The organism is Cupriavidus sp. F041 (assembly GCF_057814235.1).
This window is the reverse complement of the sequence record NZ_JBVASY010000002.1, coordinates 4,112,636-4,124,551: the sequence shown is the minus strand read 5'-3', so window position 1 is coordinate 4,124,551 and position 11,916 is coordinate 4,112,636. Positions and strand designations below refer to the sequence as shown.

Genomic DNA, 11,916 nt, shown 5'->3' with positions numbered 1-11,916 from the left:
GGCCAGCGCAGCGCCAGGTACGGTGCAACCTACATTTTCGGATTGGCATGGGTGGTTGTACCTAGTTGCACCTTTGGTTTGCCCCAGAGTATGATCGCGCCATCTGCAGGTTTCCTCGCGGTATCGGGAACCAGCGTTCGCGTCTTACGGAGAATCAAGCGCATGGCCACCACCACCCTTGGCGTCAAACTCGACGACGCCTCCCGCGAGCGCCTCAAGCGCGTTGCCCAGTCAATCGACCGCACGCCGCACTGGCTGATCAAGCAGGCAATCTTTACGTATCTGGAGCAGGTCGAGCGAGGCAATGTCCCGCATGAGACCAGTGCTGCGGGTATGGGTATGGGAGGCGAGGGTGCGGCGGATGGCGCCGACGGCTTCGACGCGGGGACCGGCGAAGGCGCGGTGCAAGCCTTCCTGGAGTTTGCCCAGAGCGTGCAGCCGCAGTCGGTGCTGCGTGCCGCCATCACCGCCGCTTACCGCCGCCCGGAACCCGAGTGCGTGCCGGTGCTGCTGGAACAGGCCCGCCTGCCGCACCTACAGGCCGAAGCCGCCCTGGCCATGGCCCGGACCCTGGCCACGCGGCTGCGCGAACGCAAGGTCGGCACGGGCCGGGAAGGGCTGGTACAGGGCCTGATCCAGGAGTTCTCGCTGTCCTCGCAGGAAGGCGTGGCGCTGATGTGCCTGGCCGAAGCGCTGCTGCGCATTCCCGACAAAGCCACCCGCGACGCGCTGATCCGCGACAAGATCAGCGGTGCCAACTGGCAGTCGCACCTGGGCCAGAGCCCGTCCGTATTCGTCAACGCCGCGACCTGGGGCCTGCTGTTCACCGGCAAGCTGGTGGCCACCCATACCGAGGCCGGCCTGTCCAAGGCGCTCACCCGCATCATCGGCAAGGGCGGCGAGCCGCTGATCCGCAAGGGCGTGGACATGGCGATGCGCCTGATGGGCGAGCAGTTCGTCACCGGCGAGACCATTTCCGAGGCGCTCGCCAACGCACGCAAGTATGAAGCCGAGGGCTTCCGCTACTCCTATGACATGCTGGGCGAGGCGGCCATGACCGAGGCCGACGCGCAGCGCTACCTGGCCTCCTACGAGCAGGCCATCAACGCCATCGGCCAGGCCTCGCGCGGGCGCGGCATCTATGAAGGCCCCGGCATCTCGATCAAGCTTTCGGCCCTGCATCCGCGCTACAGCCGCGCGCAGCACGAGCGCGTGGTCAGCGAACTGTATGGCCGCCTCAAGTCCCTGACCCTGCTGGCCCGGCAGTATGACATCGGCATCAATATCGACGCCGAGGAAGCCGACCGCCTGGAAATCTCGCTCGACCTGCTGGAGCGCCTGTGCTTCGAGCCCGAGCTGGCAGGCTGGAACGGCATCGGCTTCGTGGTGCAGGGCTACCAGAAGCGCTGCCCCTTCGTGATCGACTACCTGATCGACCTGGCACGCCGCAGCCGCCATCGCCTGATGATCCGCCTGGTCAAGGGCGCGTACTGGGACAGCGAGATCAAGCGCGCCCAGGTGGACGGGCTGGAGGGTTATCCGGTCTACACCCGCAAGGTCTATACCGACGTGTCCTACGTGGCCTGCGCGCGCAAGCTGCTGTCGGTGCCGGACGCCATCTACCCGCAGTTCGCCACCCATAACGCCCACACGCTGGCGGCCATCTACCAGATCGCCGGCCACAATTACTATCCCGGCCAGTACGAGTTCCAGTGCCTGCACGGCATGGGCGAGCCGCTTTACGACCAAGTGGTCGGCCCACTGGCCGACGGCAAGTTCAACCGTCCATGCCGCATCTACGCGCCGGTAGGCACGCACGAGACGCTGCTCGCCTACCTGGTGCGCCGCCTGCTGGAAAACGGTGCCAACACGTCCTTCGTGAACCGCATCGCCGACGACACCATCTCGCTGGACGAGCTGGTGGCCGATCCGGTCACCGTGGTCGAGCGCATGCACGCCGAGGAAGGCGCGCTTGGCCTGCCGCATCCGCGTATCCCGCAGCCGCGCAACCTTTATGGCGAATCGCGGCCCAACTCCGCCGGTATCGACCTTTCCAACGAACATCGCCTTGCCTCGCTGTCCTCGGCGCTGCTGGCCGGTACCAGCGAGGCCGTCAGTGCCGTGCCGCTGCTGGGCGTGGAAGCCGCTGCCGGCGCGGACACCGGCCAGCCTGCGCCTGTGCGCAATCCGTCCGACCTGCGTGACGTGGTCGGCCATGTCACCGAAGCCAGCATGGCTGAGGTGGAAACCGCGCTGCAGGCCGCCGTCAATGCCGCGCCGATCTGGCAGGCGACCCCGGCGGACGTCCGTGCGGCCGCGCTCGAACGCGCGGCGGAACTGATGGAAGCGCAGATGCAGTCCCTGATGGGCATCATCATGCGCGAGGCCGGCAAGACCTTCTCCAATGCCATCGCCGAAGTGCGCGAGGCCGTGGACTTCCTACGCTACTACGCCGCGCAGGTACGCGAGACCTTCTCCAGCGATACCCACCGCCCGCTGGGGCCGGTGGTCTGTATCAGCCCGTGGAATTTCCCGCTCGCCATCTTTACCGGCCAGGTCGCGGCCGCGCTGGCCGCCGGCAATACGGTGCTGGCCAAGCCCGCCGAGCAGACGCCGCTGATCGCTGCCCAGGCCGTGCGCCTGCTGCGCGAAGCCGGCGTGCCGGCCGGCGCGGTGCAGTTGCTGCCGGGCCGTGGCGAGACCGTGGGCGCCGCGCTGGTGGGCGACGCCCGCGTCAAGGGCGTGATGTTCACCGGCTCCACCGAAGTGGCGCGCCTGCTGCAACGCAGCGTGGCCGGCCGGCTGGACGCCGCCGGCCGCCCGGTGCCGCTGATCGCCGAGACCGGTGGCCAGAACGCGATGATCGTCGATTCTTCCGCGCTGGCGGAACAGGTGGTGGGCGACGTGGTGAATTCCGCTTTCGACTCCGCCGGCCAGCGCTGCTCCGCGCTGCGCGTGCTGTGCCTGCAGGAAGAAGTGGCCGACCGCGTGCTGGAGATGCTCAAGGGCGCCATGGACGAACTCACCATGGGCAATCCGGACCGTCTGTCGACCGACGTCGGCCCGGTCATCGACGAGGAAGCGCGCAACAATATCGTGCGCCATATCGACGCCATGCGCGCCAAGGGCCGCCGCGTCCACCAGGCCGATCCGAACGGCGCGGCCAGCGCCGCCTGCCGCAACGGCACCTTTGTGTCGCCGACGCTGATCGAACTCGACAGCATCGAGGAGTTGCAGCGCGAAGTCTTCGGCCCCGTGCTGCACGTGGTGCGCTATCCGCGCACCGGGCTCGACACCTTGCTTGATCAGATCAACGGCACCGGCTACGGCCTGACCATGGGCATCCATACCCGCATCGACGAGACCATCGAACACATCGTGGACCGGGCGGAGGTGGGCAATCTCTACGTCAACCGCAATATCGTCGGCGCGGTGGTCGGCGTGCAGCCCTTTGGCGGCGAAGGCCTGTCCGGCACCGGTCCCAAGGCCGGCGGCCCGCTCTACCTGCACCGCCTGTTGTCGGTCTGCCCGCAGGACGCCGTGGCCCGCGTGGTGCGCGCCTCCGATACGCTCGGCGGCGCCGATGCAACCAGCCCGGTGCGCCGCACGCTGGCCGATGCACTGGGTACGCTCAAGGAATGGGCCCAGCGCGAGGGCGCGGCACTACCCGAACTGGCGGCGGTGTGCGAACGATTTGCGGCCGCCTCGCCAGCCGGCCTGTCGGTCACGTTGCCCGGCCCGACCGGCGAACGCAACACCTACACGCTGCTGCCGCGCGCGGCCGTGCTGTGCCTGGCCCAGCAGGAGGCCGACCTGGCCACCCAGCTGGCAGCCGTGCTGGCCGCCGGCAGCCAGGCAGTATGGCCCGAAAGCCCCATGGCCCGGGCTCTGTTTGCACGGCTGCCCAAGGCAGTACAATCGCGCGTCCGCCTGGTGCCCGACTGGGCTGCCGGCGACACGAATTTCGACGCGGTGTTGCACCACGGCGATTCCGACCAGTTGCGCACCGTGTGCGAGCAACTGGCCACGCGTCAGGGGCCGATCATTTCGGTGCAAGGCCTGGCTCACGGTGAACCGAATGTGGCCATCGAGCGTTTGTTGATCGAGCGTTCGCTGTCCGTCAACACGGCGGCGGCGGGCGGCAATGCCAGTTTGATGACGATCGGCTGACCGGCCGACCGTTGATCGAAGCGACGCGAGGCAGCGGCGATCCCGCAGACCTCGCGTATTTGAAAAATCGGGGGAGCGTTTCGCGCCACACCCGGACGCGTCCAAAAGCGCAGCAAGGCTATTCAAAAGCCACCAAGGAGAACTGATGAACTCGACTTTCCACAAGACGGCCCTGACCGTTGCCCTGACCGTTGCAGGCCTGTGCGCCACCTCGGCCGCCTTCGCCCAGGCGCAGGAAATCAAGCTGGGTTTTGCCGCGCCGATGACCGGCGGCCAGGCGCAATATGGCAAGGACATGCAAAACGGCATCGTCCTTGCCATTGAGGAAATGAACGCCACCAAGCCCAAGATCGGGGGCAAGGACGTCAAGTTCGTACTGCTCTCCGAAGACGACGCGGCCGACCCCAAGACCGGCTCGGTCGTGGCGCAAAAGCTGGTGGACAACGGTGTCCAGGGCATGCTGGGACACTTCAACTCGGGCACCAGCATCCCGGCCTCGATGGTCTACAACCGCGCCGGCATTCCCCAGATCGCCATGGCCACCGCGCCTGAGTACACCCGCCAGGGCTTCAAGACCACCTTCCGCATGATGACCTCCGACACCCAGCAGGGTTCGGTGATCGGTGCTTTCGTGGTGAAGAAGCTGGGCGCCAAGAACATCGCCATCGTCGACGACCGCACCGCCTACGGCCAGGGCCTTGCCGACGAGTTCGAGAAGGCGGCCAAGGCAGCAGGCGGCAAGATCGTGCGCCGCGAGTTCACCAACGACAAGGCGGTGGACTTCAAGGCCGTGCTGACCAATATCAAGCGCAGCAACCCGGACGTGATCTTCTTCGGCGGCGCGGAAACGCAATCCGCGCCGATGGCCAAGCAGGTCAAGGAGCTCGGCATGAAGTCGCCGGTGGTATCGGGCGAAATGTCGAAGACCGACAACTTCCTGAAGCTGGCCGGCCCTGCCGCCGAGGGCACGGTAGTATCGCTGGCCGGCCTGCCGCTGGAGCAGATGCCCGGTGGCGCTACCTACGAGAAAAAGTACGAGAAGCGCTTCGGCGGCAAGGTGCAGACCTACTCGCCGTACGCCTTTGACGGCGCCACGGCCATGATGACCGCCATGATCAAGGCCGGCTCGGCCGATCCGGCGCGCTACCTGCCGGTGCTGGCGGCCACCAACATGCAAGGCGTGACCACCAAGACGCTGGCCTACGACGCGCGTGGCGACCTGAAGGACGGCGGCATCACCGTCTACAAGGTGGTTGGCGGCAAGTGGACCGTGCTGGAGACGGTTGGCGGCAAGTAAGCTATGACTCCAGAATAGGAGTGATCAACGGCTATTATCTGACGCCGTCCCTTTGGGACGGCGTTTTCTTACGTTGTGCCCGACGACGTCCAGCATGCTGATGGCTCCGCGTCGCAGGGCATGCGATCGCCCCGCTTTACGGCGGCCGGCGCCCGATGATGTCTTGCGCCTCTCTGATCATGCGCGCCATGGCGACATCGTTGGGGACTTCCAATGAAAGCAGGGCGAGCTTTTGTTGCGCGGCTGCTGTTTGCCCGCGCTGCGCCAATGTCCGCGTTACCGCTTCCGCTGCGGGAGACGCGACAACGGCGAGAAGTCCACGCGGATCGGCCCCCTCTTGCATGACAACGGTAGCGATGCGATCTATCGTGCTGCGGCCTGAAAGGCTTGCTTCGATCGCTGCGATGGCAGACAACCAATCGCTGTAGCGGACCAAGTCGAGGAAATCAATTGTGGCAAGGGCGTCCGGGAAAACTGGCTGGTTCTCCGCGAGATGTTTCTGGATTTGGCTCAGTGTGTCCGAGTGCAGCGATGACAGCGCATGAGGCAAAAGCACCACGGTTGCCAGATCCTCTGCAGTGAGCCCACCCGGGACGCCTGAATGCGTAATAGCTTGTAGCGCGAGTCGCTGTGCCTCGGGTTCCTGGATCAAGGGCAGGAGGAAACGCAGTTCCCTGGTGTATTCGGCGCGACTTATTGCGCCATTTGACAAAGCCGCATTCAGGATCGGAAGCGTGTCGGGGAAAAAACCGATTCGCGTATATTGTATGACGGCCTGATGCGAAATTTCAGTGTCCGGCGAGCGAGCGGCTTTTGCGAGAGTGGCTGCAACCAAAGGGTTGACACCGAGGCGAGATTGCTCCGTGAGGGTCAACGCTTCATTAGTTTCATATCGCGACGCCAACAGGTTGACCAGGGCGCGTTTGACCTGCTGCTCGTGAATGCTCCCATATAAGGCGCCTTCTATTTTTGACACTCTTTCGGCCGTGGCCCGAAGTGGCAGCAGCCTCATCGTGTCAAGCAAAAATTTGGCGACAATCGGGCGGCGCCCCGCATCCTGGAAGTCTGCCCAAAGGAAATCGAATTTTTGCTCTGGTGTGAGGGCGGGATCCGAAGTTATCTTGTCCGTGTGGTGCCGAAGGCCTTCAAGACCGGTGCCTTCAAATAGCGAAGCATGGAAGCATGATTCGGAGCCGTCGTCTCGATCCTACCTTGCTGGGGGGAGGAAGCCGGCGCAGTAATAACCCGCCGGCGGGATGCCGATGTAGGGGGATTCTCCTTTTCGGACGAGCTTTCAGAAGTTAAGGAGTCTATCCCCAGTAGGCACGAAATGGCGGCCAAAGTACCGACAGCGAGTCGCATCTTCATGAGCGTTTTGGCGTGGTGTTACTTTTTCCCTACTTCGATGCCTCTCTCATTTAGCCGGCTGAAAAGGCTTTCCGGTGTCGTGGACCTGAACAGTGCGGTCCACATTGTCGAATTTCCGTTACTAAGTAAGCGGTGTGTAGGCGTCGATGACAAACTTATCGCAACGATATTGTCCGCGGATTTGCGGACGGTAGCTTGCGCACATTGGCGGACGGCATGCTGGCCGAGCGGAAATGTAGCCGTCGGTGACTGTGTAATCGGCGCCCACTTGTCCAATGACCCTGGCATTCGATAGCGTGTTTCATGCCTAAAGTGATCAGATAAGCTTTCAACAAAAAGTGAATCTGTAGTCTGCCCCAAATCCCTGAAGGATTACATCGACATCAGCTTCAAGGGTTTTGGTGTCGCGGGCTTTGAAGGCCAGCCACTCGTATTTCATCTTGTGCCAGAGCTTCTCGATGCGATTGAGCTCCGGGCTGTACGGTGGCAGGAAATACAACGTCAAGCCTTTCGTTTGTAGCAGCCGGAGATAAGGCCGCAGTGCGCGGGCCGTGTGGACCGAAGCATTGTCGAGAATCACGGTCAGCGGCTTGCCGACGTGTTCGACCAGCAGGCCGAGAAATCCAGCGAACAGCATCGAGGTCATCGTCTCCCACAACTTCGCTGCAAACAGTTCTCCCGAGGACAGCAGTGCTCCGACCACGTTCAGACGCTTACCACGCCGGGCTTCAATCATGTGTTGCTCCCCGACAGGTGTCCACGCACTTCGATTCGGCTGCGCTTGCGCGAAGCCAACTTCGTCTACGTAGGCGAGTTCGATTTCGCCACGCTGGGCTTGCTGGACCAACTCCCCAATTTCGGATTGGGCTTGTCGGAACCGCTGTTCGTCCCGCTTTTTTTTAAGCTATGCCGGGTTCGCTTCCATACCAGCCCCGCCCGTTTGAGAATCCCTGTCAGCGTATTGCGGTCGGGTAGCAGCGACGCATTACTACGTCGCCGCCCCCTAAGAACCGGACGTGCGAGTCGCCCCGCATCCGGCTCAAGCCATTCGTTCAGCACCATTGTGTGGCACCGGGCAGACCAGCGGAACGTTTCGCGGTTCGACGGCGGGCAAAGTAGGCGGCCCATGCCGGGTCAAACGGATTGGCCAGTCCCCGGATTTTGACGTGTCGCTGGATCGCGACGGTCGTTGCGCGGAAGAGTTGCAGGCCGCAGGTGTCACCCTCGGTTGAACCCTCTGTTGCAAAATCCCAGGACCGGTATCCGTCGCGCCGGAAGTACCGTTGCCGGACCCATCGGGCTCCTTTCATGGGGTGACGACGCTTCGCCCATCTCCAGAGCCGTTGCCAGATGTGGGAGTCGATTGAGGAGAAGATCGCTTTCGACACGACGTGACGGTGATACTGGGCCCATCCCCGGATCACAGGGTTGAGCTGTCGTATCAACGCCTCCTGCGTGGCGCTCGCGTTTTCCTTGATGATTCCCCTGACCTTGTCAAGCAGCGACTTGATGCTCTTGTTCGCTGGCTTGATCAGCAACTTGCCGTCGTACTTGCGCACGTTCTGGCCAAGGAAATCGAAACCCGCCGCTATGTTCGTGATCCGGGTTTTCTCTTCCGAGAGCTCCAGACCCCGAGCCGCCATGAACTGCCTGACTGCCGGAAGTACCCGGGATTCCAGCACATCTTTCGATACGCCAGTCACCACAAAGTCATCGGCATAGCGGACGACGTTGAGCTGCGCCTTTCTGCACTCAAGTGTGGATGTGCCCACACTTGCATGAACTGCTGCTTCAAGTCCGTCCAACGCCATATTCGCGATCACAGGCGAGATCACACCCCCTTGGGGTGTGCCCGCTTGTGACTCGAACAAGGTTCCTTCCGTGCTTATCCGGTTGTCTCCCAAGCCCTCTACCGATAGTATGTTGGGCATCTGTGCCAACCCGGGGCAGCCATGGTTATTGATGTGCTTGACCGAGGCGATCTGCCGTTTCCGGGCTCGCTGCCGGAGTTTCAGCGGATGTTTCCAGACGAAGCGGCATGCATGGCCTACCTTGAGCGCGCTCGATGGAGCGATGGGTTCATTTGTGACCACTGTGGCTTGCTTGGTGAGCCGTACCGCTTTGCCAATCGCCCCGGCGTTTTCCGTTGTCGCCATTGCACACGCGACACGAGCCTCACTGCTGGCACCGTCATGGAGCGCACGCACACACCGCTGTCGGTTTGGTTCTGGGCGGCGTATCTGGTCGCCAGTCAGACGCCTGGCATGTCGGCAGTTCAGTTCCAGCGCCAACTCGGCCTGTCGCGTTACGAGACCGCCTTCCAGATACTCCACAAGTTGCGCGCCGGCATGGTGCGCCCCGACCAGGATCGGATTGGTGGCAAGCCTGAGGAACACGTCGAGGCCGATGAGGCCTACGTCGGTGGGCGTACTCGCGGCAAAGGCAGGGGCGTGCACCACATGGTTCTTGTGGCCGGCGCTGTCGAGGTTCGGCAACGCAAGCTTTCCGGCAGCCGCAACAAACGCAAGAGCGGACGGTATGCCGGACGAGTTCGGCTCGCTCTGGTTCCTGACCGAAGTGCCCGGTCGCTGGGCGGATTCATCGAGCGTACCGTTGCACCCGGGGCAACCATCATCACCGACGACTGGGGCGGTTATGCCAAGCTGGGCGAGCGCGGCTATGGCCATATCGCCATCGCGCAGCGCGGTGACATGCAAGTGGCCGAAACCTTCCTGCCGATCATTCACCTTGTGTTCTCCAATCTCAAGACCTGGCTGCGCGGTATTCATCACGGTGTCAGCCCGCAGCACCTACAAGCCTATCTCAACGAATTCACCTTCCGCTTCAACCGCCGTTTCTATCCCTTCAACGCGTTTCGCTCCCTGCTCGGCATCGCTGGTGACGTCACCGCGCCGACCTATGCCGAGCTCTATGGAAAAAAATCGCTACCCACTACATCTAGTAGGTTTGGGAGCTAACCGGATAAGCACGGTTCCTTCATCGATATATCCGGCTCGAAGCCACTTGCGCAGAACCTCCTTATCCATCGGTACGTTCTCCAGAAACCAGGAATGACTGAAGTTGTCGAAACAGCCCCGAATGTCACCCTCCAGAATCCATTCTGACGAGGCACGCTTGGCCAGAACGTTGAAGCACTGTTCGATGGCATCGGCGGTCGAGCGCTCGGGCCGAAAGCCGTAGGAATTGGCGTCTGCAAGGGTCTCCGCGACGGGTTCCAGAGCGAGCTTCCATAAGGCCTGCATCGCCCTGCACCGCATACACGGGATTCCTAACGGACGCTTCTTCCCATTACTCTTGGGAATGTAGACACGCCGCAACGGCATCGCACGATAGCCGCGATGTCGTAGCGACAGCATTCCGTTCCATCTGGCCGCCGGGGATGACCATATCTTGCCGTCCACCCCCGGCGTTCTCTTACCGCGATTCTCCGTCACACGCTTGACGGCGAGCATCTTGCCGCCATGCGAGCGGGTTAGCAGACGTTGCAATGCTTTCACCTTGCCCCATCGGCCTTCCTGAGCGGCCTTGGCGATACGCATCTGAAGTCGCTTCACCTCTGCTTCGATGTGCGACCAGTTTGCATGGTCCCACATCTGCGCAGCGCTCGAGAGTGCACCAGCGTCAGGAGCTTTCGCGTCCGTTGCCGTCATCTGCTTTCCCCCGTATAACGATTGTTCAAGGTTATCTCGCCATGAATGACCACGCGGAAGTCTGCCCGCTTTCGCGTCGGGCGATGTCTCAGCCCGTATCCCGTCCATTACAGCCGGGCGTTCGCTTTCTCCGCATTCCTTTACCCACCGCGCCAACAGCGTTCCTCGCGGTTCGCCTGCCGTTGCCGGCGCCGCGATGGGCTTACCCTGTTCCGCATGAATTTCCGAGCGGGGCGGACCCTTCCTCTTCGCCGGCGGCTTGTCGTCCATGGTGGCCCAGTTCACGAAGGCCACTCCACACCGCGTACCGTTTTGGTCCAAGCCTGTCAGCACGTTTGGCTTGTTGATTCTGACGACGTTTATCGGAAGTTCACATATGTTGATCGTACCCACTCATCCCTTGCTCCTCTCCGCCTCTGTGCTGGCAGATTCCGCCTTACCTCGCGGCTCGGCGTACCGGTTATCCGGCGGCTACGTTGTCCCCAGAGCTTCACACCGAGCTGTTACCGGCTCCGCATGCCCGGGTAGGGAACGGTTGATGGAACAACCGGTTTCATCAGGTAATACCTGCTCCAGTGAAACAGAAACTCAAGCGACTTTCAGGTCGCACATGAACTCGAATCCCGAACTTCTCTTCGAGTCGTGCCAGCAGTTCCGCGGCCGTCAGCGCCTCCTGCGTCGCCCACATCTTCAACTGCTCAACCTGCGCCGGCGACAGCTTCGACGGCGCACCGCTACGCGGCGCGTCCGACAGCCCCGCCATGCCTTTGTCCAACCAACGATAGCGCCTCTCGTACACCGCCTCCAACGTCAACTCCTGCCGCCTGGCTATCTCCTTGGCTGGCACGCCGTTGCTAAACATCAGAATCGTCCGAGACCTGTCTCGTGTTCTCCAATCACGGCGGCTTCTCGCCAGAACCTCAAGCTCGGTACGTTCTTCCTTCGTCAGTTCCAGCGGCTTCAATACGGCCATCGTCTATGTCGCGGTTCTTGTTCGGCCCGACATTATAGAGATACTTCTTGTGAGGCACTTACGAGCATGATGCATCGCTACACATGCGTTGCTGCGGGAGCCTGTCGAGGCCTGCAACGAACGCAGAACCCCAATATCGTGTTCGCGATTTGAAGTCGGCTAGGGTGTTGGTATTGATGGCATTTCCTGGAGTGTTGAGCGCTTCAATGACATAGTTGCCACTCCATATGCCAACATGACCAATGCTTCCGATGCCCCATAGTTCCAAATTCCTCCCTACGACGTCCGCTGCATCGGATGGGTCCCAGCCGATCTTGGATGGAACGGCGGGAGGCCGTTTCCATTGCGCTTGGGCAGTACCGGCAATGACCAATGCAGGCAGCAGTGCGAGCAGCGCAACTCTTGAATATCCGAATATACGCATGGGATCCCTCCTC

The 11,916-nt window shown here is 62.2% G+C and carries 8 protein-coding genes and 1 pseudogene; 3 read left to right on the top strand and 6 right to left on the bottom strand.

Going from position 1 to position 11,916, the window contains the following annotated elements:
• Window positions 1-162: 162 nt before the first annotated feature.
• Both putA and ACZY0R_RS36375 read left to right on the top strand, forming a co-directional pair.
• Window positions 163-4,170: a trifunctional transcriptional regulator/proline dehydrogenase/L-glutamate gamma-semialdehyde dehydrogenase gene (gene putA, locus ACZY0R_RS36380; protein WP_488865312.1), complete on the top strand. Its 4,008-nt coding sequence runs from the start codon at window positions 163-165 to the stop codon at window positions 4,168-4,170.
• 145 nt (window positions 4,171-4,315) lie between these two features.
• A complete protein-coding gene (locus ACZY0R_RS36375) occupies window positions 4,316-5,467 on the top strand; it encodes a branched-chain amino acid ABC transporter substrate-binding protein (RefSeq protein ID WP_488865310.1) in 1,152 nt (383 codons plus the stop codon).
• 136 nt (window positions 5,468-5,603) lie between these two features.
• Here ACZY0R_RS36375 and ACZY0R_RS36370 read toward each other — a convergent pair whose 3' ends face one another.
• From ACZY0R_RS36370 to ACZY0R_RS36360, 3 genes and pseudogenes are all read right to left on the bottom strand, one after another.
• Window positions 5,604-6,443: a hypothetical protein gene (locus tag ACZY0R_RS36370; protein ID WP_488865308.1), complete on the bottom strand. Its 840-nt coding sequence runs from the start codon at window positions 6,441-6,443 to the stop codon at window positions 5,604-5,606.
• Window positions 6,444-7,163: 720 nt separating this feature from the next.
• Window positions 7,164-7,721: pseudogene (locus ACZY0R_RS36365) on the bottom strand (IS630 family transposase); the annotation flags it as partial.
• A gap of 166 nt (window positions 7,722-7,887) precedes the next feature.
• Window positions 7,888-8,706: a group II intron maturase-specific domain-containing protein gene (locus ACZY0R_RS36360; protein ID WP_488865306.1), complete on the bottom strand. Its 819-nt coding sequence runs from the start codon at window positions 8,704-8,706 to the stop codon at window positions 7,888-7,890.
• A gap of 81 nt (window positions 8,707-8,787) precedes the next feature.
• Here ACZY0R_RS36360 and ACZY0R_RS36355 point away from each other — a divergent pair, with 81 nt between their 5' ends.
• Window positions 8,788-9,813, top strand: a complete 1,026-nt coding sequence (locus ACZY0R_RS36355; protein ID WP_488861174.1) for an IS1595 family transposase — start codon at window positions 8,788-8,790, stop codon at window positions 9,811-9,813.
• Here the strand turns inward: ACZY0R_RS36355 and ACZY0R_RS36350 are convergent.
• From ACZY0R_RS36350 to ACZY0R_RS36340, 3 genes are all read right to left on the bottom strand, one after another.
• On the bottom strand, window positions 9,781-10,791 hold the full coding sequence (locus ACZY0R_RS36350) for a reverse transcriptase N-terminal domain-containing protein (protein ID WP_488865304.1): 1,011 nt from the start codon (window positions 10,789-10,791) through the stop codon (window positions 9,781-9,783). The two genes, ACZY0R_RS36355 and ACZY0R_RS36350, sit on opposite strands and share 33 nt — an antisense overlap.
• 271 nt (window positions 10,792-11,062) lie before the next feature.
• On the bottom strand, window positions 11,063-11,479 hold the full coding sequence (locus ACZY0R_RS36345; protein ID WP_488858095.1) for a helix-turn-helix domain-containing protein: 417 nt from the start codon (window positions 11,477-11,479) through the stop codon (window positions 11,063-11,065).
• Between the two features lie 58 nt (window positions 11,480-11,537).
• Entirely contained in the window at window positions 11,538-11,903 is a 366-nt protein-coding gene (locus tag ACZY0R_RS36340) for a hypothetical protein (RefSeq protein ID WP_488865302.1), read from the bottom strand.
• Window positions 11,904-11,916: the final 13 nt, after the last annotated feature.

Coding starts and splice junctions, on each gene's coding strand:
- ACZY0R_RS36340 (WP_488865302.1), bottom strand. CDS start 11,903: ATGCGTATATTCGGATATTCAAGAGTTGCGCTGCTCGCACTGCTGCCT.
- ACZY0R_RS36375 (WP_488865310.1), top strand. CDS start 4,316: ATGAACTCGACTTTCCACAAGACGGCCCTGACCGTTGCCCTGACCGTT.
- putA (WP_488865312.1), top strand. CDS start 163: ATGGCCACCACCACCCTTGGCGTCAAACTCGACGACGCCTCCCGCGAG.
- ACZY0R_RS36345 (WP_488858095.1), bottom strand. CDS start 11,479: ATGGCCGTATTGAAGCCGCTGGAACTGACGAAGGAAGAACGTACCGAG.
- ACZY0R_RS36355 (WP_488861174.1), top strand. CDS start 8,788: ATGGTTATTGATGTGCTTGACCGAGGCGATCTGCCGTTTCCGGGCTCG.